Genomic DNA, 23,862 nt, shown 5'->3' with positions numbered 1-23,862 from the left:
GGCGCGGGGGTACGGATTCCGGACCTGTGCAACTCGGCCATACCTGGTAGTCTGCCGGGATGGCCGGGTATGGACAGTTTTGCTCGATCGCGCGCGCCCATGAAGTCTTGGGTGGACGCTGGACGCTACTTGTGGTGCGGGAACTTCTCTGCGGGAGCCGACGCTTCAACGACATTCGCCGAGGCATTCCTCGCATCTCCAAAACCATGTTGTCGGAGAGGCTCCAGGAACTGATCGCTATCGGCGCAGTCGAGCGCCACGATGGAAACTCGGGGCCGGAATATGAACTCACGGCGTCCGGGAAGGAGATCAGCTCCGTCGTCATGGCCTTGGGCACATGGGGTCAGCGCTTCCTGCCGCGTCAGTCCGAGAAGGAAAATCTCGACGCGGAGCCGCTGTTCGTCGATATGCAGCGGCGCGTGCGGAGCGATGCGCTCCCCGCTCGACCGATCGTCGTTCGGTTCGAGATCGACGCTATGAAGCCCCGCTTTCTGCTGCTCAAAGCATCCGAAATATCTTTTTGTCTGGTGAACCCCGGGTTCCCCGAGCCATTGCTCGTGCGCGCAAAGCTACCAGTTCTAGTTGCGTGGTGGCGGGGGGACGTCAGCTTCATCGAAGCGAAACGGCTGGGGCTCGAGCTTTCTGGAAAGCGCGATCTGGCCCGCGCGTTTCCGACATGGTTCGATCGGTATCTTTTCGCGGATGTATTGCCGGTCGACGCCAGGTCTCAGCCTCGACGAGCGGCAGCATTTTGAGCGAGGGCAGGTCAAGAACGGTGCCGATGAGCCAGTCGAGGAGTGGCGAATGTCCAACGCCCCGACTGAGCGCCACCGCCAGATATTGGTCTAACTCGCTCATTTATCACACGCGCGTTGGACTCTCTCCTTTCCGCATGAGGAACTGAGAGAACCCAATCGGGCAAGACCAGCACACCTTATCTAAGTTCCAATGCTTGGTCTCAAATTCCACCGAGTGATCGCCTAAAGCAATCTGCATGATCCGTCTTGCGTCAGCCTCGTCCGGAATTGGCCGATGTTGTTGCAAAAGTGGAAAATCGAACTGCCGTAAAAATCTCGCGAAAGTTGATATCGAGGCCTCTCCGCTGCTGCATCGGCTTTCAGTGCCATTACGGGGATCCGAGATCGATCTTGGATCAGTCGATATGGTCCCTCACGTCGTCGCGCGCAAAGCGCATCAGCGGTTCTAAGAATTTCTGTTCAACGTCCCAAAAAGACTTTTGCAACAACATCGGCCCTTTTCGGACCTTTTGGGATGTCCGGTTTGAGTCCGCAAAGCGCCGGGTAGCGGACATGAGCCAAGCCGCGCTCGCGAGCCTCGATTTTATGAGTACACACCCTAGAATAACGCTCGATCAGGATCGCATGAACAATGCGATTAGTTTCCTGCCAACCGCTTCCGCTGTTTCGGATGTCGTTCAGAGGAGCTCTCCGAATACTGGTAATGAAAGCGACATAGACAGCCATCAGAACGAGATACACGTAGAACCCGTGCTCACCGATCAGATTGACCATTTCCTGAATCGTCGCATGGATACTCATGGCCAATTACCCCCTCAAAAGCGGCTCTGAGCTCAGCCAGCTGGTCGCTTGTTGCCCCCTGCTCCGCATCGGCCCGACTTGTCGGCAAGTCCACGTAAGCAATCGGCTCATCGAACTGGCTCGCCGTGAAGTCATACCTGCGGCCTCCGATCCGATTGTAGAAATGATCGCCGGCCGGCAGCGGCGTCTTCAACAACTCGCCCCCGAAAAGTTCATGAACGAGCAGCGACGTGACGTTGCATTGCCCCGCCGCGCGATTGTCCGCCGCCCATTGGCTGGCCGTCGACAACGACCATGCCCGGCGCAGCGCGCTTTGAACCTCATCGGGATCAAAGCCCATGGTTCCTCCAGGGATCGCCGCCGCGATGGATAATTCGGATTATGCGATGATCGCTTTCTGCCACTGTTTTGCCCGACGTGTCAAACGGCTTCGCAGCTCGGCTGCCAACTCCATCCGCGCGTCATTGCGAGCGCAGCGAAGCAATCCAGAATCTTTCCGCGGAGGGACTCTGGATTGCTTCGCTGCGCTCGCAATGATGTTGTGGGGCACGTTGACCGATGGAGACGGCCAGCAGTTTGACGCGTTGGGATAAATCGGAGGAAGGGGCAATCGCCACGCAGTCGGCGCCAACGCGACGATTAGCCTGACGGTGAGCATCCGGAATACCATCAGTAAGAGGTGCACCTCTGCCACCCCGCCTCTACTGTGCATGGGGTTGTTTTGCTGTTTTTTGGTTGGTCCCCGATACGCTGCCAAAGAAAAAAAACCGGCCTCGCGAACGAGGCCGGGCCATTTGGTCTTACGACTTGCTCGAAAGATCAGCCGCGGGTGCGCGAGCGGATCATGAAGCTGTCGTAGGTGTATTCGGCGACCTGCCACCACAGATATTGGTCGGACCGGTAGGCCTGCATGGCGTCGATCGACTTCTTGAAGTCGGCGTTCTTGGCCGAGATCTCGCTCCACAGCTCGTTGGTCGCCTTGAGGCAGGCCTCGAGCACTTCGTTGGTGAAGGGACGGAGCTGGGTGCCGCCGGCAACCAGACGCTTCAGCGCGCCCGGGTTCTGCATGTCGTAGCGCGCGGCCATCCAGGTGTTGGCGTTAGCCATCGCGTTGGTGAGGATCGCCTGGTAGTTCTTCGGCAGCGAATTCCACTTGTCGAGGTTGGTGAAGGCGTGGACGGTCGGACCGCCTTCCCAGAAGCCCGGATAGTAGTAGTACTTCGCGACCTTGGCGAAGCCGAGCTTCTCGTCATCGTACGGGCCGACCCACTCGGCCGCGTCGATGGTGCCCTTTTCCAGCGCCGGATAGATGTCGCCGCCTGCGAGCTGCTGCGGCACCACGCCGACCTTCTGAAGCACCTGGCCGGCGATGCCGCCGATGCGCATCTTCAGACCCGACAGATCCGCAACGGTCTTGATCTCCTTGCGGAACCAGCCGCCCATCTGGGTGCCGGTGTTGCCGCAGGGGAAGCCGATCACGTTCGACTTCTTGAAGAAGTCATTGCCGAGCTGCTCGCCGCCGCCCTGGTACCACCAGGAGTTCTGCTGGCGCGCGTTGAGGCCGAACGGCACCGAGGCGTAGATCGCCCAGGTCGGGTCCTTGCCGACATAGTAGTAGGAGACGGTGTGGCACATCTCGACCGTGCCGTTCGAGGTCGCGTCGAGCGCCTGCAGGCCGGGGACGAGTTCGCCGGCGGCGAACACCTGGATCTGGAACTTGTTGTCGGTCATCTCGGCGACGTACTTCGCCACCTGCTCGCCGCCGCCATAGATGGTATCGAGCGACTTCGGGAAGCTCGACGTCATGCGCCACTTGACCTCGGGCGAGGACTGCGCAATCGCCGGCGAGGCCACCGCGGCGGTTGCCGCCGCACCTGCTGCCGACACTTTCAGGAAATCACGACGCTTCATCTTCAGGTCTCTCCTTGCTGGGGTGTTTCCCCGAACTTCCTCTTTGCTGCCGCTCATTCCGGCGACACGTGTCTTGCCGCGTCAAACCGAAGGGGCTTCGCCGCCGTGGCGTTTAACACGGAAGCCCTTGCCGCGGAACGCGACAATGGCATGACGGGGGGCGACCAAAGTCGCATGTCCCCAGACAATCGGCTCAAGCGGCTGCGATGACGCCCTTGAGCTGGTCCCGGACCTGTCCCGCGATGGCGCGATAGATCGCCGCATGGGGTCCGTCCGGCTCGCTGTCCACGACGGGATTGCCGGCGTCCGAGGTGGCGCGAATCGCCATGTGCAGCGGGATTTCGCCCAGGAACGGTACTCCGAGCTTCTCGGCCTCGTGTCGCGCCCCGCCATGGCCGAAGATGTCGGATTTCGTGCCGCAATGCGGGCACTGGAAGTAGCTCATATTCTCGACGATGCCGAGCACGGGCACGTTGACCTTCTTGAACATCGCAAGCCCGCGCCGTGCGTCGATCAGGGACAGGTCCTGCGGGGTCGAGACGATGACGGCGCCCTTCAGCGGCACGTTCTGCGCCAGCGTGAGCTGGGCGTCGCCCGTGCCCGGCGGCATGTCGACGACGAGCACGTCGAGCGTGCCCCAGGCGACATCGCGCAGCATCTGCGTCACCGCCGACATCACCATCGGCCCGCGCCAGATCATCGCGGTCTCTTCCTCCACCAGGAAGCCGATCGACATGATGGCGAGGCCGAAACGCCGGAGCGGAATCATCTTGCGCTCGCCGTCCAGCTCCGGCTTCTCATGCAGGCCGGTCAGCCGTGGCACCGAGGGGCCGTAGATGTCGGCATCGAGCAGCCCGACCTTGAGGCCGAGGTCGCGCAGGCCCAATGCCAGGTTCAGTGCGGTGGTCGATTTGCCGACGCCGCCTTTGCCCGAGGCCACCGCGATCACGGCGGCGACGCCCGGAATTTCGGACTGCCGCGCCATCGGCGATTGCCCCCCCTGCGGCGGCTTGTGGGCGTGGACCGGCTGCACGCCGGGTGTCCCACGACTCGGCTGCGGTGGCGGCGGCGGTGCGGCGCCCGCCTTGCGCTCGGCTGTCAGCGCCACCAACACGGTGGTGACGCCGGGAATGCCGCGTACGGCGGCCTCGGCTTCGGCACGGACGGATTCCCAGGCCCGCGCCTCGGCGGCATCGACATTGATCGAGAAGAACACCTTGCCGTCGGACGCGCTGATCGGGCTCAGCACGTTGGCATTGGTGAGCGCGACCCCGCGGGGCGACTTGATCCTGGCGAGGCTGTCGAGAACCTGTTGCTGCGTCACGCTCAAAGCGCATCTCCTGAAGTCCGGATGCGAGACCCATTAGAGCGGAAACGGCCAAAAGGCTACTGCTTGCCGATATCGTCAGCCATCTCGACAGGCGCGGCCCCCTGCTCCAGGGCCGCCTCGTAATTGAGCTCGATCATGACCCCGTTGGGGTCGTGGACGAAGATCTGCCAGAGGTCGCCGCCGGGCACCTGGCGGGAGTCGAATGCGATGCCCTTGGACGTCAGCCGCTGCTTCATGCCATCAAAGCCGCGGCTGACGAAGGCGACGTGGTGGACCACGCCGGAATCCGGCTTTTGCGGCTCCGAGGTCGGAGAAATATCGACGAGGTGCACCACCGGCTTGCCCTCGCTGTACATCCATGCCCCCGGGAAGGCGAAATTCGGCCGAGCGCCTTTTTCCAGGCCCAGCACGTCCTCGTAGAAGCGGACCGTCTCGGCCAGATTCCGGGTCCGGATGTTGAAATGATCGAGGACGCCAACGCTCACGCCACCCATGCCTTTGCTCCCTTGTTTCGAAGTCCTTGAGGTCCACCATCCTAGCACAGGGGGCCGCCAAACGAAGCCGTTGCCCTCCGGCCGCAAGGGTTTATGGTGCGCCCGGTTCCGCCCTCAGGCGGAACCTCAGGACCCCGGCTGGCGCCCCTCGCCCGGCTGCAACCGTAAAACTCAAGCTACGGACACACACATGGCTAAAGTCGCTTTCCTCGGTCTCGGCGTGATGGGCTTCCCCATGGCCGGACACCTCGTGAAAAAAGGGGGCCATGAGGTCACCGTCTACAACCGCACCGCTGCGAAGGCGAAGGAGTGGGCGGACAAGTTCGGCGGCAAGACCGCGGCAACCCCGAAGGCCGCGGCCGAAGGCCAGGATTTCGTGATGTGCTGCGTCGGCAACGACAATGACCTGCGCGCGGTCACGATCGGCGCCGACGGCGCGTTTGCCGGCATGAAGAAGGGCGCGACCTTCGTCGACCACACCACCGCCTCCGCCGAAGTCGCGCGCGAGCTCGACGCGGCCGCGACCAAGGCCGGCTTCAAGTTCATCGACGCGCCCGTCTCCGGCGGCCAGGCCGGGGCTGAGAACGGCGTGCTGACGGTGATGTGCGGCGGCACGCAGGACGCCTATGCCGGCGCCGAGCCGATTATCACGGGCGCCTATGCGCGGATGTGCAAACTGCTCGGGCCCGCCGGCTCCGGCCAGCTGACCAAGATGGTCAACCAGATCTGCATCGCCGGCCTCGTGCAGGGCCTCTCCGAGGGTATCCACTTCGCCAAGAAGTCGGGCCTCGACGTTGCCGCCGTGATCGAGACCATCTCCAAGGGCGCGGCGCAATCCTGGCAGATGGAGAACCGCTACAAGACCATGAACGAGGACAAGTATGATTTCGGCTTCGCGGTCGAATGGATGCGCAAGGACCTCTCGATCTCGCTGACTGAGGCCCGCCGCAACGGCGCCAATCTGCCGGTGACGGCGCTGGTCGACCAGTTCTACGCCGAGGTCGAGAAGATGGGCGGCAAGCGCTGGGATACGTCGAGCCTGCTCGCGCGTCTCAATCGTTAACTTCTGACCAAGTGAACTTCTGACCAAGTGAACTTCTGATAAAGTGAACTCCTAATCAAGTGATCCTGCCTTGCTGATCGCGCTCGCCGCAATTTTCGCTCTCGCCTATGCGGCGATCGCGCTCGAACATCCGATCGGGGTCAACAAGAGCGCCTCCGCGCTGCTAGCCGCGGGGCTGCTCTGGACGGTCTACGCGATTTTGACGGGCGACCACACGCTGGTTGGCCGTCAGCTCGACGAATCCGTCGCCTCCACCGCCCAGATCGTGTTCTTCCTGATCGGCGCGATGACCATCGTCGAAGTGATCGACGCCCATGACGGCTTCGAGGTCATCACATCCCGGATCGGTACGACGAGCCAAGTCCGCCTGATATGGCTGATCGGCTTTGTAACGTTCTTTTTGAGCGCGATCCTCGATAATCTGACGACGACCATCGTCATGGTCTCGCTGATTCAGCGCCTGATCGCCCGGCGCGAGGATCGCCTGCTGTTTGCGTCCCTCATCGTCATCGCTGCCAACGCGGGCGGCGCTTGGACCGTGATCGGCGACGTCACCACGACCATGCTGTGGATCGGCGGACAGATCACGCCCCTGAAAATCATGGCCGCGGTGTTCCTGCCCTCCCTGCTCAATCTGCTGGTGCCGCTTGCCTTCCTCAGCTTTTCGTTGAAAGGCAAGACCGTCGCGGCGCCGCCGAAGGACGACGGATTCAAGAGCGTCGATCCGTTCGAGCGCAACGTGATGTTCTATCTCGGGCTCGGCGTTCTGATTGCGGTGCCCGCGTTCAAGACGGCCACGCATCTTCCGCCGTTCATGGGCGTCCTGTTCGGGCTCGGCATCGTGTGGCTGGTTGGCGAGATCGTTCACCGCGACAAGGATGAGCATGTCCGTCAGCCGCTCTCGCTTGCTCACGCCCTGACGCGGATCGACATGGGCTCGATCGTGTTCTTCGTCGGCATTTTGCTCGCGGTCGCCAGCCTCGAACATGCGGGCCTGCTGTCCATGCTGGCGAAATGGCTGGACGCCACGATCGGCCGCCAGGACGTCATCGTCGTCGTGCTCGGCCTGCTCAGCGCGGTGATCGACAATGTGCCGCTGGTCGCCGCGACGATGGGCATGTACGACCTCGGCCACTATCCGCCGGACAGCTTCCTCTGGGAGTTCATCGCCTATTGCGCCGGCACCGGCGGATCGATCCTGATCATTGGATCCGCCGCAGGCGTTGCCGCCATGGGGCTCGAGCGGATCGAGTTCCTCTGGTACGCCCGCCGCATCGCCGTGCCCGCGCTTGCGGGCTATCTGGCCGGCGCCGTGGTCTATGTCGCGCAGCACGCTTGGCTGCATTGAGCGGCGGCTGCCGGATTCAAATTAACGCCCGGTTAACGCAATTCTTTAGCTCCTTAAGTCACCTCTTAAGGATTTCTTGCCAGAGATAGACAATGCAGAAGGCCCGCGTCCGACGTGGGCAGGAATCGTTGTTGCTTGATGAGTAACCCCGCTGAAAAGCCTGAGGTAGTGCAGCTTCCGGCCGAGCCGGTCAGCGCCCCATCGGCGAGCAGCCGACGAGCTGCGTCGCAGCGGGTGCGCGAGGCGCGCGATAAGTTAACGTCGACCAGTGGAACCCGACCGGCCTTCGACGCCGAGATGCTGCGCCAATATGCGCAGACGCGGCTGTCGGCCTCCTATGTCGTGATGCTGCTGATGGTCACGACCGGCCTGCTGTTCGGGCTCTGGATGCAGCCGATCCCGGCTGCGGCCTGGACCGCCGGGATGCTCTGCATCCACGCCGCGATGATCCGCAGCTGCCGCCGCTTCCTGGCCGAACCCGCTTCGCCCATTGCGACACGCGCCTGGCGGACGCGCTTTGTCGTGCTCGACCTGCTCTACGGCCTGTGCTGGATGGCGATCCTGATCCATCCCGTGCTCGACATGGTCACGGAATCGCTGATGATGTTCCTGATGCTGCTGGTGATCGCAGTGTCGAGCATGCTCGCCGCCAACCTGCCGATCGCAGCGCTTGCCGCCACCGCGCCGGTTGCTGTCGCCATGGCATTGAGCTTTGCGATGAGCGGTTCGCTCGACAATTATATCCTGGCAGCACTCGCTCTCGCGGCCGAAGGCTATTTCGTGCTGCTGGCACACCGCCTGCACTCCTCGACCTTCGCCACGCTCGAGGCGCGTGCGGAGAAGGACGCGCTGATTGGCGAACTCGAACAGGCGAAGGCGATCTCGGACGAAGCGCGGCACCGCGCCGAATCAGCCAACGTCGCCAAATCGCGCTTCCTCGCGCAGATGAGCCATGAGCTGCGCACGCCGCTCAATGCCATTCTCGGCTTCTCCGAGGTGATGAAGAGCGAGATCTTTGGCGCGCATGCGGTGCCGGTCTACAAGGAATATTCGGCGGATATCCATAATTCCGGCGTGCACCTGCTCAACCTCATCAATGAGATCCTCGATCTGTCGCGGATCGAGGCCGGCCGCTACGAATTGAACGAGGAAGCGGTGTCGCTGGTTGGCGTCGTGGCCGACTGCCATCATCTCATGAAGCTGCGCGCATCCAGCCGCGGCATCACCATCCACGAGGTGTTCGAGCAGGCCATGCCGCGGCTCTGGGCCGACGAACGCGCGATTCGCCAAGTCGTGCTTAACCTGCTCTCCAATTCGATCAAGTTCACCCCGCAAGGCGGCGAGATCTGGCTCAAGGCCGGCTGGACCGCTTCGGGCGGTCAGTATCTGTCGGTGAAGGACTCCGGCCCCGGCATCCCCGAGGACGAGATCCCGGTCGTGCTCGCCTCGTTCGGCCAAGGCTCCAACTCGATCAAATCGGCCGAACAGGGCGCTGGCCTCGGCCTGCCCATCGCCAAGAACCTGATCGATCTGCACGGCGGCACGTTCACGCTGAAGTCGAAGCTGCGCATCGGCACCGAGGTGATCGTCACCTTCCCGCCGGAGCGCGTGATGAGCGCGCTCGCGCCGCTGTCGGAGGAAGCACCGCCGCTCCAGCCGGAGAGTTCCATGGTGCCCGACGAGAAGCGCCGGCCGCGTCACAGGCCGATCATGAGCGCGGGCACGGGCTCGTAAACACATGCTTGCAGACATGCCCGCCAATCCCCCACTATGTCCTGATGAGCAAACAAACGCCGTGCGTCGCCGTCTGCATGATCGATCCCAGGACCAAGCTGTGCTTCGGCTGCGGCCGGACCTTGCCAGAGATCGCGCGCTGGCACGCCATGGAGAGCTCGGAACGACTGTCGGTGATGGCGCTGTTGCCGGCCCGCATGGCGGACGCCGGCCTGCAGCCGATCGCGGGATTGCCGAAACGCGCCTGACTGGCCTGCGTGCCATCGGAGGCGTGCGATGATCCGCTTCCTGCTCGTTCTCATCACGCTCGCCGGCACGGCCGGCGCCGTCGTCGCCTATGGCGATCCCGACCAGATCGCGCGCGCCAGCCACAAGGTCTCGCACATTTTTCGCGCGCAGACAGCGACGCCCGCCCCCGCCGTGCAAATCCAGCGCGGCCAGGGCGGCGAATTCGCGCTGCGCGCCAAGATCAACGGCGTGGCAACGCCGATGGTGATCGATACCGGCGCCACCTCCGTGGTGCTGACCTGGGAAACCGCGAAGGCGATAGGGCTGCCGCTCGAGATGCTCGAATACGACGTCGACCTCGAAACCGCCGGCGGCCACACCAAGGCGGCGCGGCTCACGATCGACCGCCTCGCCGTCGGCCATCTCGTCGAGAAATCGGTGCCGGCGCTCGTGGTGCAGCGTGGACAGATGAAGACCAACCTGCTCGGCATGAGTTTCCTCGATCGCCTTGAGAGCTGGGGCGTGCGATCCGATACGCTGATGCTCACCGGCTACCCGGAGCTCCAGAGCAGCCACCGCCGCTCGCGCACGGCGGTCGATTGACGGCGAGCCGCGGCAGCGCCCTCCGTCCGCGCAAAGTCACTTCAACCAAATAGCCAACCATGAAGTTCGCAAACGAACTCGGCTGTGGCATTTCAGCTATTTACAAACCGCCTGGTCGGTTTATAAAGGAGAGGTATTCCCGGATCGGGGTTGGACGAGCGCCGCTCTGCGTGACGGAGACGGCCAAGTGGGAGATTGAGAGTGATGACTGCGAGAGCCGCCTTACGTTGCGCGATGCGCACCCTGCCCTTTGCGGTGGCATTCGCCGCAAGCAGCGCGAGCGCGTCCGATCTTTCGCCGCGTTACGCCGCACCGGCCTACACGGCGCCGCAGCCCGTCTATTCCTGGACCGGTCTCTACGCCGGTCTCAACGCCGGCTACGCCGAGAGCGGCGACAACGCCTTCAACAATATTGTCGGGGTGAGCGGTGGCAGGGTCAAGGGCGCGTTCGGCGGCGTGCAGATCGGCTACAACTACCAGCTCTCGCCGATGTTCGTGGTCGGCATCGAAAACGATTTCGAAGGAGGAGACATCAAGAACCACGACGCGATCAACAGCGCCGCGGTCAGCCTGCCCTGGTACATGACCGGCCGCGCCCGCGCCGGCATCGCGACGACGGATTCACGGCTGCTGTTCTTTGGGACCGCAGGTCTCGCCACCGGCGAATTGAAGGACGGCCCGATCAACAAGATGAAGATGGGCTGGACCGCGGGCGGCGGCGTGGAATGGGCGTTCCTGCCGAAATGGTCGGCCAAGGCCGAGTATCTCTACACCGAGTTCAAGCACGACGACCTGCCGGACTGGAACGCTGCAAAATTCCACAGCTTCCGCGTCGGCGTAAACTACCATTTCGACCTGTTCCGCTAAGCGTGATCGGGAGAGAGAGAGTCGGACACCGCGATCCGGCTCTTTCTCGTGGCTAGGCAGCCTCCGCCGGCGCGCGTGCACCAACACACGCGATCGCATCACGCAAGACGTCGACGCCGGCGCCCGGCTTCACACCTTGCTCGGCGAGATGGCGGCGGAAAGCGCGCGCGCCCGGCACGGCTTGGAACGCACCGACGAAGTGGCGCGTGATGGCATGTAGCCGCGTGCCGCGCGCAAGCTGCGTCTCGATATAGGGTATCATCGCCTCGAACGTGTCCTGCATGGTCGCATGCGGCGCCGCCTCGCCGAACAGGTCGGGATCGACTGAGAGCAGCCGCCACGGCTCCTGATAGGCGGCGCGGCCGAGCATCACGCCGTCGACATGCGCAAGATGCGCTTTCGCCTCCTCGATACTCGGAACGCCGCCATTGATGATGACAGGCACATCCGGCATCGCGCGCTTGAGCAGATAGACGCGGTCATAGTCGAGCGGCGGGATGTCGCGGTTCTGCTTCGGCGACAGACCGTTCAGCCAGGCCTTCCGGGCGTGCACGATCAACGCGTCGCAGCCAGCAGCGACCACGGCATGCGCGAGCGCATTGAGCGCCATTTCGGGATCCTGGTCGTCGATGCCGATGCGGCATTTCACCGTGACGGAAATGGAGACCGCGCGCTTCATCGCCTCGACACATCTCGCGACGAGCTCCGGCTCCGCCATCAGACAGGCGCCGAACCGTCCGTCCTTCACACGATCGGACGGGCAGCCGACATTAAGATTAATCTCGTCATAGCCAAAACCCTCGCCGATCCGCGCAGCCTCAGCGAGGTCGCGCGGATCCGAACCGCCAAGCTGTAGCGCCACCGGATGCTCAACCGCGTCGAAGCCGAGCAGCCGCTCCCGATCACCATGAATGATGGCGCCGGTGGTCAGCATCTCCGTATAGAGCAACCCCCGCCGTGTCAGGTGACGGTGGAACACGCGGCAGTGCCGATCGGTCCAATCCATCATGGGTGCCACGGAAAAGCGATAGTCTTTATATTTCAATCGTTTATCCTACTATCTCAATGGGGTAGAAGAGGAACGTGTGCACTCCAAACTAGCCGAAATTGCACACGTTTGTACCCGTTTTGACCTCTCGGTGCACACATAGTGCACACGAAAGCCGGAGTGCACACGCGTGGCGACCTTCACTCAATTGACCTCCGGGAACTGGCGCGTTCAAGTCCGCCGCAAGACCCGCTATGTGGCCGAGACGTTCCGGCGGCGCAAGGATGGCGAAGAATGGGCGCTCGAAATGGAGCGCAATATCGACCGCAACGGATCGTCGAAGCCACGCGTGGTGCGGATGGCCGGCATAGTTGCGTTGCGCACGTAGTTCCGTCGCCGTACCGAGAGCATCCGAGATACGCTTGGCGGTGCGCTCGTCATTGGCGGCAAACGCAATGCGGACATGACAATTGTCCAGGATGGCGTTGTTCTCGCCATAGGCCTTTGCGATCTGGTTGAGCGACTGCGCGATCAGATAGGCGCGGATGCCGTAACCGGCCATGAAGGCGAGCGCGCTTTCGAAGAAGTCGAGCCGGCCGAGAGCAGGAAACTCATCCAGCATCATCAGGAGCTGGCGGTGCCTGCGGTCACCTGTCTTGGTGTTCAAGGTCTCGGTCAGCCGGCGGCCGATCTGGTTGAGGATCAGCCTGATCAGGGGCTTGGTACGGCTGATGTCCGACAGCGGAACGACGAGGTAGAGCGTGACGGGCTTGTCGGCACTCACGAGGTCGGCAATGCGCCAGTCGCAGCTTTCAGTGTTTCGGCTGACGACGGGATCGCGGTAGAGCCCAAGAAAGCTCACGGCGGTCGACAGGACGCCGGAGCGTTCGTTTTCGGACTTGTTGAGCAGCTCTCGTGCGGTCGCGGCGACGACCGGGTGCACTTTCGGCTCCGCCTCGGTGCCGAGGTGATTGGTTGCCAGCATGATCCTGAGCGTCTTCTCAAAGGACTGCGCAGGGTCGGCCATGATCTCGGTGACGCGGGTCAGCGTCTTGTGCTCTTCCGCATAAAGGACGTGAAGAATGACGCCGACCAGAAGCGAATGACTGGTCTTTTCCCAGTGGGTTCGGCGTTCGAGCGCACCTTCAGGATCGACCAGGATGTCGGCAATGTTCTGGACGTCGCGGACTTCGGCCGCCCCTTTGCGCACCTCAAGCAGCGGATTGTAGCGGGCGCTTCTTGAATCGGTCGGATTGAACAGGAGGCAATGCGAGAACGTCGAACGCCAACCGGAGGTCAATTCCCAGTTTTCGCCCTTGATGTCGTGAACCACCGCAGACGAGGTCCAGGACAGCAATGTGGGCAACACCAGTCCCACGCCCTTTCCCGACCGGGTCGGTGCAAAGCACATGACGTGCTCCGGTCCATCGTGGCGCAGATAGTTGTTCTCGAGGCGCCCCAGGAAAACGCCCCTGGACGCGAACAGGCCAGCGGTCTTGATTTCCTTCGGAGTAGCCCACCGAGCCGAACCGTAGGTCGTCACCAATTGGCTTTGGCGGGCGCGCCAAACCGAATTGACGATCGCAAACAGCGCGCCCGCGATGCCGCCGGCGGCGGCGATGGCTCCGCCCTCCTCGAAGATCTCGGGCGCATAGGCCTCGTAGGCGAACCACCATTCGAACAATCGCCAAGGCAGATAAACGGGATGGCCGACGATCAAGAACCACGGTTCACCCAGGCGCTGCTGATAGCCGAGAGCCGCGGCGGTCCATTGCGTCGCGCCCCAGGTCGACACAACGACGATGCCGAACACGACGGCAATCTGACCGACGTAGATTTTTGCTGGAAACATCCGGCTCGCCCCACTCACTCACCCCACGTGAGCAGCGCGATGAAAGAAGCGAATGCGCTTGGCGTTCAATCGAAATAAAAATCGCGTCCGGGAAGTGAGAGCAATGTCGATCAGGCGTGCGGAGGTGAGAAGGATCTGCGTCAAATCTCGGCCGAGATGATCCAACGCCTCAACAAAAGGTGAGTGACCAGCTCAATTTGGATGACCTTGCCGCGGACAGCGGCGCACCGAAAGCAGGTTGCCAAACTCAGGGGCGGAACCAGCCAAACCCCGCATGTGATGGGCAAGACGCGCCGATTCGGCGCGAAATCGCGATTGATTCCCGTTATACTCACTTCGCGAAGTGAGTATAAGACCGCTGGACGCCCGGTTCCATATCAATTATACTCAATCCGCAAACTGAGTATAATCTCGGGAAACGACCATGCCGGCCCCTACCCTCGTCGCCCAGACGACCTATGCCGAGCTCCTTGAGCGCACCGCCAACGCCGCCTTCCAGGACGCGTTCGCGGACGCCGGCTCGTTCACGGCCAAAAGCATCAATGGCCGCAAATATTGGTACTTCCAGACTGGCACCGGCGCCGATCGGTCCCAGCGCTATGTCGGGCCGGAGACACCGGAACTGCTGGAGCGCATCGCCCACCACAAGGAAGTTCGCGAAGACGAACGCGAGCGCCGGGCGCTTGTCTCCACCCTGGTCCGATCGTTCAGCTTTCCTCGCCCCATTCCCGAGATCGGCGACGTCATCGCAGCGCTCGCCAAGGCCGGCGTGTTTCGCCTTCGCGGCGTGCTCGTGGGAACGATTTCCTACCAAACCTATGCTGCGATGCTCGGCGTTCGCCTGTCCGCCGGCTCGCTGCAGACCGGCGACGTCGACATTGCCCAGTTCAAGAATGTCTCGGTGGCGGTCGAGGACTCCACGCCGCCCGTTCTGGAGGTGCTGAAGGAAGTCGACAAAACCTTTCGTGCCGTTCCTCACGTATCTGATGGCCGACGCGTGACGAGCTATGCCGCCAAGGGCGGTTTGCGCGTCGACTTTCTCACACCCCACGAAGGCAAGGAGACCAGTCGCCCCCAAAAGCTACCTGCCCTGAACACGGACGCCCAGCCGCTGCGCTTCCTGGACTTCCTGATCCGCGATCCTGAGCCCGCGGTGATCCTGCATGGTGCCGGCATCTACGTGCACGTGCCGGCTCCGGCGCGCTACGCTGTCCACAAGCTCATCGTCTCCCGCCGGCGCCCGGAGGGGTTGGCGAAACGCGATAAAGACCTGCAGCAGTCCGAGGCTCTGCTCGCGGCTCTCGCCGAAAAGCGGCCCCAGGAGCTGAAGTCTGCGTGGGAGGAGGCCCATGGCCGCGGCCCTAAATGGCGCCAGCTGATGCTCGAAGGGCTTGCTTTGCTTTCGGCGTCCGTTCGCGACGTGGTGCTCAAGACCATTGGTGCGCCTCGCTCGGTCATTCCAGGCATTGACCTTTCCTTCGAAAACCCACCTGCGCGCTATGACTTCAGCCGCGACGTCGTGACATTCCAGGGCCAAGCACTCGGCGGCGCAGTCAACTGCGCGGTCAGCCGCGAAGCGCTGGACGACCATTTTGGTGCCGACGGCCTCGGGCAAGAGGGGCGCGTAGAAGCGTTCCTCAAGAACAGGTCGAGGATCGAGGAGATCGCTCGCGCCAAATATCTCGCCTCGCCGGTCGACGAGCCCGGCGCCGTCCTGGTCAAGACGTCCGACGTCGATCGCCTTTCGACGCAACGAGCACCGAAACGGAAGTAAGCCCTTCGTCATCGTCCGATCCCGCGCTTGATGCCGATCGACCAGGATATGCCCTCCCCGCCAACCTGACCGCTGACCAATTGCCCACGCGCTCGCTCCAGCACCGGCCGCCACGGCACGAGCACGAACTCATGGGATCGTTCGATCAGGGCGAACCGACCGCTATTCAGCGTCAGCATGCGCCGGTAGACGCCGTCGATCTTGTCGCCGGCCTTCGCGTCGAGGTGTTCAAGGCGGGTGCGTGCAGATATATCCGCCGCGGTCCGCGCCAGCTCGCGTTTCTCGAGGGTCTCGAGCATGTTCCGCGCGAAACGTACCTGTCCGCCTTGCTCTCGTGCCAGCCCCTGCTCGATCAGCCATTGCCGCCTCGCCCGCAGCGCGGTCTCGACTTCCGCACCAAAGCCGGTCGACGCGAGTTCATCCGGCTCCTTTCCAACGAGCCTGCGATCGAGCCAGGTTGCCCCCAGCGCCTGCGGCAGATCCTCCAGCCTTTGCCATGAGAGCACCGCGACCCGCACCGGATTACGCGATTGCTGAAGTTTCTCGTACCGAAGCGCCCGGTCAAGATAGTCCCGTCCCACACTCCAATTGCCGTCGGCAAGACGGTTTACCCACCCCTTCGCGCCGCATCGCCTCCAGACGTCGGACGTGGGCTCCGACAAACTCGCCCGATGCATGCGAGTCGAATGTTCGATGTAAACGCTCGCTATAATTCCCGTCATGCATGGCGGCTATCTCTGCGATTGTCCGGTCGGTCGCGCGCGGTTCAGCGACGCGCGATCTGAGCTCCAGAATCGTGTTCCGGACAGGCGGCTCCTCGTTGGCACCGAGGGTACCGAGCTCAGCATAGTGCGTTCGGCCGTCCACCCCATCGATGACGACATAGCGGCGTTCCGTCAGTTCGTCAGCAAACCCTTCGCCAACAACTCGCCCAACCAGGCGATGAACGCCTCGCTCCGGATCGAAGATCGCGTAGTCACCGGCCGCCCGCGCAATTCCTGCAGCGGCCATCTCACGGTGCATGGTCTTGATGATGTCACCCCGTTCCCCCATGCGTCTGAGCTTTGGCTCAAGCTCGGCGGCGATCCGCCACCGGCCGGGCTCACTCTCCTCTGCCAAACCCATGCGCTCTAACGTTCGCAGCCGACCGATCCGGGCTGTTTGCCAGGCAGGTTCCCGTCCAGACAGCGCCCGCAGCTCAAGCACGCCGTCCGGAGCATCTCGCAGGATGCTCCGGTCAAGCCGCGTGAGCCGCTCGGCCGTGATCTCCTGCGGAAGCTTGCGAGCGACCTCGATCTCTGTTTCAGGGCCGAGCTCTCGCGTGATGAGTTCCGCAGCCCTCGTTCGAAAGCCATGAGCGATGTAGTCACGCGCGATGACGAGATCGTTTCCTTCGCCATCCTTGCCGCGTAACACGATGTGGGTATGAGGATGGCCGGTGTTGAAATGATCGGCCGCAACCCAGTCGAGCCTGGTGCCGAGGTCCTGCTCCATCTGCCGCATGAGGTCGCGGACGAACGGCTTCAGGTCGGCTAGCTCTGCGCTGTCCTCCGGCGCAACGATAAACCGGAACTGGTGGCGATCCCCAGTGCTGCGTTCCGTAAAGGCTTTGCCATCGGCGCGGTCATTGCTGGCGTCGTAAAGCTCCCCTGGTTCGCCCTCGCGCGTGACGCCGTCGCGTTGGACGTAACGGAGGTGGGCTCGCACGGCACCCAGGTCACCTGACTTGATCCGCACGATCCGTGCCTTGACCACGACACGGCGCTGGCCCTGGCTACGTCCGCGCCCGGCCAACACCGCACCTTGCGCGTGGCCACGGCCGATGCGGCCGCCGGTACCCGAAGGGCCGAGACACCCGTAGGTGGCTCGGTGAGGAGCGAAGCGACGAGTAGAGCGCGGGCCGAAGGCATCGCCCGTATGCAATCAGCACCTCATTATCGCACTCCTCGCGAACTCTTGCGTGAGCGAGGGTCCTTCAGTGGCAAACCCGAACGTCTTAGCGTCACGATCGTGTTGCGGCGTTTCGAATGTAAGGCGAAGGCCTGACTGCCGCCGCCCGTCCCCCATGGCCGGGCCCATGGGAAGATGCCCGCCTCAAGGTCGGCGATGATGTGGGCCGTGATTTCCTCGTAGAGACTTGCTTTCGGTTTGGTCGCGTGATGGTGGGTTGAACCCTTGGACATGATGATCTCCGCTCGCTTCTCTTCCGCGCCCTGCCCCCGAAAGGCGGGGTGGGCGGCGAAGAGCGACCGGAAAGCCCCGAACGTAGAGGCGGGCCGCACCGGTACGGCCGGAGCGCAAGCGGAGGACCGCGCCACGCAAACAATCGTCCTAGAGAGATTTAAGGAGGCGCGGTTGCGGACTGCCGGTTCGGGGCTATGCGGGAGCGCCGCCCACCCCGCCTTCCGGGGGCCATCAACATGCGCCGGCCGCTTGCGGCCGGCTCCGCAAGGTCCCGGCTCTTGCGATGCGGTTGATCTATTGATGTATCGGTCGGGACTGATCGTTGGTGCTGGACCCGCAGGCGCCAATCCGATGAGAGCACGTTGTGTGCGCCAGGGATCGAAGCCGAAGGCCGAGACCGGGAAGCGGGCTCGGTTCACGAGAGCCCGGCCCGCAAGCGCTGCTTGCGGGCGGCGCCCGTTACGAAAGCAGATCTTGGACACTGCGGCTAATGGCTTGATCACCCAGAGACACGGCCCATTCGAACAGGGTCTGCCGGATCGTCGTTGCGAAGATGCCGTAGTGGGCGAGACGAGTGAGCACAAGGGGCCGATCGGCATCATGCCGTCCGACTGAAAGATCCGCGAGGAGCCGGATATCGTAGCCGTGCCTTGCTCCTTCCAATGCCGCGATCAGCACCTCTTCCTCGAGGAATGCGCCGCCCAGGAAGATGACGCCAGCGTCTGATGCTGCCAGCCGCGCCGCGACGCGCGGATGGCGCCACAAGGACACGACATCGATCTCGAGATGCTCGATGCAAGCGGCGATCCGATCCGAAAGAGCGCCCCGGTCGTACTCGCCAACAGCGATCGGGGGGATCCCAAACAGCTCCTGACAGGCCGCCAGCAAAGCTACACTTCTGCCATCGCGGAGGACGGGCGCCGGAACGCCCATCCCCCTGCTTCGCGTCATGTTCAAGAGAATGACGCAGCTATGATGCGGATCGGCCAGCATGCACGTGCCACCCGTCAAACGATCTGAGATCTAGGCCGCCCTGCGCTCCGAACCGGTTCCCACAAGGACCGGTCCATTGACTCCCGCTTGCCGATACATAGCCGCAAGTGCCTCATCCGAATCGTGAAGGAAACCGGCCAGCGCGATGGTTTGCCCAAGTGGCTGCGGCTCGGACAACCGCTCCAATGGCCAGCCGGCTCGCCTCAGAATACGCTCCATCCGCGCGTCAGTAACCGTCACGATAGACTGTGCGCCCTTTGCTCGCATTGCCTCGATCATCGCGGCAAACAGCACAAAGGTTGCGCGACTGAGTCCATGTCGGCTGGCCTCGAAGGTGCGCCCGGTGTCGACGCAGAACCTCGAACTTTCGAGAATTCGCTCGTCTCGGGGCGCCGCGCGGTTGCCCAGCAAATTACCGAAGGTGTCGGCAAGCATTGTTGGGCCAGTGGTCGGCAGGAGCCTGACGCAGCCCAGGACCTCTTGCTGTTCTGAGACCGCCAGAATGTAAGTCGGACTCAGGGCATCATAGACATCGATCTCCATATCTCCCGAGATCGAGACGCTCCAGTCAAGGCGGTCCTTGAAGATGCGGCGGCGGAGCCGATACATCGACGTGAGAACGTTCAGGTGACGACCAAATTCGGACGTATGAAGCGCGATGGCATGCATGCTGACCTCCTCAAAATACGGGGAGGCTTTGAGATCAGGAAAAGGGACGGTGGTCGCCTGTCAGATTTTGCAGGTACCGGTCGCCCGGTTGGATCACGTTAGATCACGCTGCTGGAATACATTGCACCAATCGTCACGCCGGACCAGCGCAAGCGCGTTTCTCGTCTTATCTTCTTGTCGAGGGCCGTGGGACGGACCAATCAAACGAGCAGACCGCGGCGCAAGGCCACTGCGACGCACTGGGCAATCGACGCTGCGCCAAGTTTGCGGCGCGCGTTCTCAAGGTGAAAAACGACGGTTCGCGGCGCAATGGCGACAAGAACTGCAATATCGGCGACCGTCTTTCCTTGCGCCGTCCATCCAAGGCACTGACGCTCGCGTTGGGTCAGTTCACTTTCGCCTTGCTGCGGTGCGGCGAACGCTGCTTCGAGCTTGGCCGAGACGTGAACATGGAAATATAGGCCGACCTGCTGGACGATATCTTTCCATTCTCCGGCTGTGCGATCCGAATCAATCTCGCGATCGCTCGTCGCCAACGTGAAGGCGGCGACTCGTCCGAACCCTCCCCTGATGGGTACTGTGATTCCGGATCGAATGCCGAATGTGGTTGCCTCATCGAAGAAGTGCCGCTGCTCCCGACTCCCTGCTGGCGCGCGAGCTACCCCGCCCCAACTGAAAATGTCACGCTCCACCTTGGCACGAAGGACCACAGGATCGAGCTGCTGATATCCCAGATCGAAGTAGCGACTCGTCCAGGATTTCGGGTAGGACGAGATCAGCGTGGCTCTGTCGCCGTCCAGGCGCAGATAGGCAAATCGCTGGAACCCAAGCCTTTGCGCGCACCGACTGGCAACGCGTTCAAACGCATTCTCATCGCCTGCCGTTTGGATGGCGTCGACGAATTCCTGGAACGTATTCTCAATGAGCTTCATTTTTCCAACAGCGTATCGAGAGATGTCTCAGCCAGGTCGCGAGCGCGATAGCGATGTCCCCCACTTGAGAGACAATCAAGTTGGGCCGATCTCAATCGGCAATGTCGCGTGAAACCGACGATCGATGCCGGCGTCTATTCAATCAAGGTGAGTTCCTGCGCCGGCCCTCGATGAGGTCGAGAATTGCCCGGGCAGCTTCAAGAACGTTTGTGCCGGGCCCGAATACGGCAGCGACGCCCTCGTGAAATAGATGATCGTAATCCTGCCGGGGCACCACTCCGCCACAAACGACAATGATGTTGCTGCGTCCGACCGCCTTCAATTCTTCGATGACTTGCGGAACGAGCGTCTTGTGCCCTGCCGCAAGGGACGAAATGCCAAGCACATGCACGCCAGCACGAACAGCCATGGCCACGGCTTCCGCCGGGGTCTGGAATAGCGGACCGGTCGTTACATCGAAGTCAATGTCCCCGAACGCCGATGCGATAATCTTCGCGCCACGATCGTGGCCGTCCTGGCCCAGCTTGGCGATCATGATTCTGGGTTGCAGGCCGATGGCTTGCGAGATTTCGCCGACCCGCGATAAGAGGGTTGTGAACTCGGGATCGTCTCCGTACGCAGAACCATACACGTTGGACACAACCTCGGGGACCGCCTCATGATTACCGAAGGCTGTCCGCATTGCGTCAGACATCTCACCAACCGTCGCACGACATCTAGCGGCGTCGGTCGCCGCCGCAAGCAAGTTGCCCTCGCCCGTCAGCGCGACGTGTTTCAGTGCGGCCAATGCAGCATCGACGTTATTCCGATCGCGCGTCTTCTTGATCCGTGCGAGACGCTCGATCTGCGAGACGCGCACGGTAGCATTGTCGATCTCGAGAATGTCGATAGGGTCCTCCTGCTCAAGTCTATAGCGGTTAACCCCGACGATCACCTGGTCGCCGCGGTCAACCGCGGCCTGCTTTCGTGTCGCAGATTCTTCGATGAGCCTCTTCGGCCACCCGGTCGAGATTGCACGCGCCATTCCGCCCATTCGTTCAATCTCTTCCATAAGCTGCCAGGCTTCTTGGGCGAGATCGTCCGTCAGGCGCTCTACAAAATATGACCCTGCAAGGGGATCGACGACATCGGTAATGCCTGTTTCATGTTGAAGGATCAGTTGTGTGTTGCGAGCGATCCGCGCCGAGAATTCAGTCGGCAGCGCGATCGCCTCATCAAATGAGTTCGTATGTAGGGATTGCGTTCCGCCCAAGACGGCGGCCAATGCCTCGTAGGCGGTCCGTACAATGTTGTTGTATGGATCCTGCTCCTGAAGCGATACACCGGAAGTCTGGCAGTGGGTACGGAGCATCAACGATGACTGCTGCTTGGGCTGAAATTCCGCCATCACGCGCGACCAGATCAGTCGGGCGGCCCGCAGCTTTGCCGCTTCCATAAAGAAATTCATTCCAATCGCGAAAAAGAACGAAAGCCGTCCGGCAAAGTCGTCGACATTGAGGCCCTTAGCGAGAGCCGATCGAACGTATTCGCGGCCGTCGGCAAGTGTGAACGCGAGCTCCTGGACCAGTGTCGCTCCGGCCTCCTGCATATGATAGCCGGAGATCGATATAGAGTTGAAACGCGGCATGTTCCGCGCCGTGTGCGCAATAATGTCCGCGATGATCCGCATCGACGGCTGCGGAGGATAGATGTATGTGTTTCGAACCATGAACTCCTTGAGAATGTCGTTCTGGATCGTCCCGGACAGTGCTTCCTGAGCAACGCCCTGCTCTTCTCCCGCGACAATGAAGGTTGCCAAGATGGGAATGACCGCTCCATTCATGGTCATCGAAACCGACGTCTCGCCGAGAGGAATGCCGTCGAAGAGGATTTTCATGTCTTCGACCGAGTCGATGGCAACGCCAGCCTTGCCCACGTCGCCTAAAACGCGAGGATGATCGGAGTCGTATCCGCGGTGCGTCGCCAAGTCGAAAGCGACTGACAATCCTTTTTGTCCGGACGCCAAAGCTGCACGATAGAACGCGTTGGATGCCTCCGCGGTCGAAAACCCAGCGTACTGCCGAATCGTCCACGGCCGGCCGGCGTACATCGTCGCCCGCGGGCCACGAACGAATGGCCGCATCCCAGGCAACGAGTCCAGGTGGGCAATGCCGTTCAGGTCCGACGCCGTGTAGATGGGTTTGATCGCGATGTTTTCTGGCGTTCTGCGTACGAGCGTGTCGGGATCGGCCTTCAGTTCCTTCTCCGCGAGTTTGCTCCACTGATCCGGAAATATCATCGCTCGTCCTTCCTGACCTCTCATGCCTTTGGTAACCGAACTCATTGGAATTCCAGGATCAGCGCGTCTACCGCAAGCGTCGCACCGGCGCTGGCGTGGATCTTCTTCACCGTGCCGTCCTGCTCGGCGCGGAGCACGTTCTGCATCTTCATGGCCTCGACCACGGCCAGCGTCTCGCCGGCCTTGACCTCCTGGCCTTCGGTCACAGCGATCGAGACGATGAGCCCGGGCATCGGACACAGCAGCTTCTTGCCGGTGTCGGCAGCCGTGGTCACCGGCATCAGGCGCGCGGAGGCGGCTTCGGCTTCGGTCCAGACATAGACGGGGACCTCGACGCCCTGATGCGCGAGGCGGATGCCGTTTGCGACCGGGCGTGTCTGCACCGCGACGAAATGGCCGTCGATGGTGCCCTGCCAGACCGGATCGCCCGGCTTCCACGGTGACTGCAACAGATGCACGTTGCCGGCCTTGCCTTCGGCATCGACGAAGCGTACCGCGACAGCGTCACCCTCGCGACCGACCTCGAGCTGGATTTCCTGACGATCGAGCCAGACCGCGCGGCGGCGCTCGCGCTGCACGACGCGGCCCCCCATCTGGCCCGAGATCTGACGCTTGCGCTCGCCGAGCACGTGGTCGATGGCGGCGCCGACCGCAGCGATCCGTCGCGCGACCTCGCCTTCGGGTACACGCACCACAAAGCCCTTGGGGAATTCTTCCGCGATGAACCCGGTCGAGAGATTGCCCTCGCGCCAGCGCGGATGGTGCATCAGCGCCGACAGGAACGGGATGTTGTGCCTGATACCGTCGACATAGAACGAATCCAGCGCGGTCGCCTGTGCCTCGATCGCGGCCGCACGCGACGGCGCGTGCGTGACGAGCTTGGCGATCATCGGATCGTAATAAATCGAGATCTCGCCGCCCTCCTGCACGCCGGTGTCGTTGCGCACGGTGATGCCGTCCTTGCTCACTTCCGCCGGCGGGCGATACTTCACCAGCCGCCCGATCGAAGGCAGGAAGTTGCGGAATGGATCTTCCGCGTAGAGACGCGATTCCAC

At 62.3% G+C, this 23,862-nt stretch carries 21 protein-coding genes and 2 pseudogenes; 8 read left to right on the top strand and 15 right to left on the bottom strand.

Features of this window, described 5'->3' with window-relative positions; all coding sequences use genetic code 11:
- Positions 1–59: 59 nt before the first annotated feature.
- Complete coding sequence (locus tag YUA_RS0119100; protein ID WP_027532145.1) at positions 60–755, top strand: helix-turn-helix domain-containing protein; 696 nt, start codon at positions 60–62, stop codon at positions 753–755.
- 462 nt (positions 756–1,217) lie between these two features.
- On the opposite strand, the gene YUA_RS50050 is transcribed toward YUA_RS0119100, so the two are convergent.
- From YUA_RS50050 to YUA_RS0119070, 5 genes are all read right to left on the bottom strand, one after another.
- On the bottom strand, positions 1,218–1,532 hold the full coding sequence (locus tag YUA_RS50050; protein WP_156947172.1) for a hypothetical protein: 315 nt from the start codon (positions 1,530–1,532) through the stop codon (positions 1,218–1,220).
- Complete coding sequence (locus tag YUA_RS44425; protein ID WP_051383268.1) at positions 1,513–1,899, bottom strand: hypothetical protein; 387 nt, start codon at positions 1,897–1,899, stop codon at positions 1,513–1,515. The genes YUA_RS50050 and YUA_RS44425 overlap by 20 nt, the downstream gene beginning before the upstream one ends.
- Positions 1,900–2,378: 479 nt before the next feature.
- A complete protein-coding gene (locus tag YUA_RS0119080) occupies positions 2,379–3,470 on the bottom strand; it encodes a TRAP transporter substrate-binding protein (RefSeq protein ID WP_027532143.1) in 1,092 nt (363 codons plus the stop codon).
- Positions 3,471–3,663: 193 nt separating this feature from the next.
- Complete coding sequence (locus tag YUA_RS0119075; RefSeq protein ID WP_027532142.1) at positions 3,664–4,800, bottom strand: Mrp/NBP35 family ATP-binding protein; 1,137 nt, start codon at positions 4,798–4,800, stop codon at positions 3,664–3,666.
- A gap of 56 nt (positions 4,801–4,856) precedes the next feature.
- Complete coding sequence (locus YUA_RS0119070; RefSeq protein WP_027532141.1) at positions 4,857–5,294, bottom strand: VOC family protein; 438 nt, start codon at positions 5,292–5,294, stop codon at positions 4,857–4,859.
- A 166-nt stretch (positions 5,295–5,460) separates the two neighbouring features.
- Here YUA_RS0119070 and YUA_RS0119065 point away from each other — a divergent pair.
- From YUA_RS0119065 to YUA_RS0119040, 6 genes and pseudogenes are all read left to right on the top strand, one after another.
- Positions 5,461–6,357: pseudogene (locus YUA_RS0119065) on the top strand (NAD(P)-dependent oxidoreductase); the annotation flags it as partial.
- 70 nt (positions 6,358–6,427) lie between these two features.
- Positions 6,428–7,705, top strand: coding sequence for a sodium:proton antiporter NhaD (nhaD, locus tag YUA_RS0119060; RefSeq protein WP_027532139.1), 1,278 nt, complete (start codon positions 6,428–6,430; stop codon positions 7,703–7,705).
- Between the two features lie 138 nt (positions 7,706–7,843).
- Positions 7,844–9,439 (top strand): HAMP domain-containing sensor histidine kinase, encoded by a 1,596-nt coding sequence (locus YUA_RS0119055; RefSeq protein WP_027532138.1) that lies wholly within the window; start codon positions 7,844–7,846, stop codon positions 9,437–9,439.
- Between the two features lie 44 nt (positions 9,440–9,483).
- Complete coding sequence (locus YUA_RS0119050; RefSeq protein ID WP_027532137.1) at positions 9,484–9,687, top strand: DUF1289 domain-containing protein; 204 nt, start codon at positions 9,484–9,486, stop codon at positions 9,685–9,687.
- Positions 9,688–9,715: 28 nt separating this feature from the next.
- Positions 9,716–10,270, top strand: coding sequence for a TIGR02281 family clan AA aspartic protease (locus YUA_RS0119045; RefSeq protein ID WP_027532136.1), 555 nt, complete (start codon positions 9,716–9,718; stop codon positions 10,268–10,270).
- Between the two features lie 204 nt (positions 10,271–10,474).
- Positions 10,475–11,137, top strand: a complete 663-nt coding sequence (locus YUA_RS0119040; protein WP_027532135.1) for an outer membrane protein — start codon at positions 10,475–10,477, stop codon at positions 11,135–11,137.
- A 52-nt stretch (positions 11,138–11,189) separates the two neighbouring features.
- On the opposite strand, the gene dusA is transcribed toward YUA_RS0119040, so the two are convergent.
- Both dusA and traG read right to left on the bottom strand, forming a co-directional pair.
- Positions 11,190–12,182 carry a tRNA dihydrouridine(20/20a) synthase DusA gene (gene dusA / locus YUA_RS0119035; RefSeq protein ID WP_084292695.1) on the bottom strand — a complete coding sequence of 331 codons (993 nt, stop codon included), beginning with the start codon at positions 12,180–12,182 and terminating at the stop codon, positions 11,190–11,192.
- A 283-nt stretch (positions 12,183–12,465) separates the two neighbouring features.
- Positions 12,466–13,977, bottom strand: a pseudogene (gene traG / locus YUA_RS44420) (IncP-type conjugal transfer protein TraG); the annotation flags it as partial.
- 424 nt (positions 13,978–14,401) lie between these two features.
- Here traG and YUA_RS44415 point away from each other — a divergent pair.
- Entirely contained in the window at positions 14,402–15,751 is a 1,350-nt protein-coding gene (locus YUA_RS44415; RefSeq protein ID WP_051383267.1) for a GSU2403 family nucleotidyltransferase fold protein, read from the top strand.
- An 8-nt stretch (positions 15,752–15,759) separates the two neighbouring features.
- On the opposite strand, the gene YUA_RS52330 is transcribed toward YUA_RS44415, so the two are convergent.
- The 8 genes from YUA_RS52330 to YUA_RS0118990 form a co-directional block, all read right to left on the bottom strand.
- Positions 15,760–16,332 (bottom strand): DUF3363 domain-containing protein, encoded by a 573-nt coding sequence (locus tag YUA_RS52330; protein WP_256375374.1) that lies wholly within the window; start codon positions 16,330–16,332, stop codon positions 15,760–15,762.
- A complete protein-coding gene (locus YUA_RS52325; RefSeq protein ID WP_256375373.1) occupies positions 16,313–17,674 on the bottom strand; it encodes a relaxase/mobilization nuclease domain-containing protein in 1,362 nt (453 codons plus the stop codon). Before YUA_RS52325 ends, YUA_RS52330 begins: the two co-directional genes overlap by 20 nt.
- A gap of 11 nt (positions 17,675–17,685) precedes the next feature.
- A complete protein-coding gene (locus YUA_RS52610) occupies positions 17,686–17,934 on the bottom strand; it encodes an ArdC-like ssDNA-binding domain-containing protein (RefSeq protein ID WP_371259898.1) in 249 nt (82 codons plus the stop codon).
- A gap of 460 nt (positions 17,935–18,394) precedes the next feature.
- Complete coding sequence (locus YUA_RS0119010) at positions 18,395–18,928, bottom strand: hypothetical protein (protein WP_027532133.1); 534 nt, start codon at positions 18,926–18,928, stop codon at positions 18,395–18,397.
- Between the two features lie 30 nt (positions 18,929–18,958).
- Positions 18,959–19,597 carry an acyl-homoserine-lactone synthase gene (locus YUA_RS44405; protein WP_035971274.1) on the bottom strand — a complete coding sequence of 213 codons (639 nt, stop codon included), beginning with the start codon at positions 19,595–19,597 and terminating at the stop codon, positions 18,959–18,961.
- A 200-nt stretch (positions 19,598–19,797) separates the two neighbouring features.
- Positions 19,798–20,529, bottom strand: coding sequence for an autoinducer binding domain-containing protein (locus tag YUA_RS0119000; protein ID WP_027532132.1), 732 nt, complete (start codon positions 20,527–20,529; stop codon positions 19,798–19,800).
- Between the two features lie 142 nt (positions 20,530–20,671).
- Positions 20,672–22,807, bottom strand: a complete 2,136-nt coding sequence (gene scpA / locus YUA_RS0118995; RefSeq protein WP_027532131.1) for a methylmalonyl-CoA mutase — start codon at positions 22,805–22,807, stop codon at positions 20,672–20,674.
- Positions 22,808–22,848: 41 nt separating this feature from the next.
- The coding region (locus YUA_RS0118990) for a biotin/lipoyl-containing protein (RefSeq protein WP_027532130.1) at positions 22,849–23,862 on the bottom strand (1,014 nt) is incomplete at its 5' end.

Source organism: Bradyrhizobium sp. WSM3983 (assembly GCF_000473045.1).
Taxonomy (GTDB): Bacteria; Pseudomonadota; Alphaproteobacteria; order Rhizobiales; family Xanthobacteraceae; genus Bradyrhizobium.
This window is presented reverse-complemented; position numbering and strand designations above follow the sequence as displayed.

Bases quoted from the DNA above. Each gene is read 5' to 3' on its own strand.
- YUA_RS0119100 (WP_027532145.1), top strand. From the start codon at position 60: ATGGCCGGGTATGGACAGTTTTGCTCGATCGCGCGCGCCCATGAAGTC.
- YUA_RS50050 (WP_156947172.1), bottom strand. From the start codon at position 1,532: ATGGTCAATCTGATCGGTGAGCACGGGTTCTACGTGTATCTCGTTCTG.
- YUA_RS44425 (WP_051383268.1), bottom strand. From the start codon at position 1,899: ATGGGCTTTGATCCCGATGAGGTTCAAAGCGCGCTGCGCCGGGCATGG.
- YUA_RS0119080 (WP_027532143.1), bottom strand. From the start codon at position 3,470: ATGAAGCGTCGTGATTTCCTGAAAGTGTCGGCAGCAGGTGCGGCGGCA.
- YUA_RS0119070 (WP_027532141.1), bottom strand. From the start codon at position 5,294: ATGGGTGGCGTGAGCGTTGGCGTCCTCGATCATTTCAACATCCGGACC.
- YUA_RS0119055 (WP_027532138.1), top strand. From the start codon at position 7,844: ATGAGTAACCCCGCTGAAAAGCCTGAGGTAGTGCAGCTTCCGGCCGAG.
- YUA_RS0119050 (WP_027532137.1), top strand. From the start codon at position 9,484: ATGAGCAAACAAACGCCGTGCGTCGCCGTCTGCATGATCGATCCCAGG.
- YUA_RS0119045 (WP_027532136.1), top strand. From the start codon at position 9,716: ATGATCCGCTTCCTGCTCGTTCTCATCACGCTCGCCGGCACGGCCGGC.
- YUA_RS0119040 (WP_027532135.1), top strand. From the start codon at position 10,475: ATGACTGCGAGAGCCGCCTTACGTTGCGCGATGCGCACCCTGCCCTTT.
- YUA_RS44415 (WP_051383267.1), top strand. From the start codon at position 14,402: ATGCCGGCCCCTACCCTCGTCGCCCAGACGACCTATGCCGAGCTCCTT.
- YUA_RS52610 (WP_371259898.1), bottom strand. From the start codon at position 17,934: ATGTCCAAGGGTTCAACCCACCATCACGCGACCAAACCGAAAGCAAGT.
- YUA_RS0119010 (WP_027532133.1), bottom strand. From the start codon at position 18,928: ATGCTGGCCGATCCGCATCATAGCTGCGTCATTCTCTTGAACATGACG.
- YUA_RS44405 (WP_035971274.1), bottom strand. From the start codon at position 19,597: ATGCATGCCATCGCGCTTCATACGTCCGAATTTGGTCGTCACCTGAAC.
- YUA_RS0119000 (WP_027532132.1), bottom strand. From the start codon at position 20,529: ATGAAGCTCATTGAGAATACGTTCCAGGAATTCGTCGACGCCATCCAA.
- scpA (WP_027532131.1), bottom strand. From the start codon at position 22,807: ATGATATTTCCGGATCAGTGGAGCAAACTCGCGGAGAAGGAACTGAAG.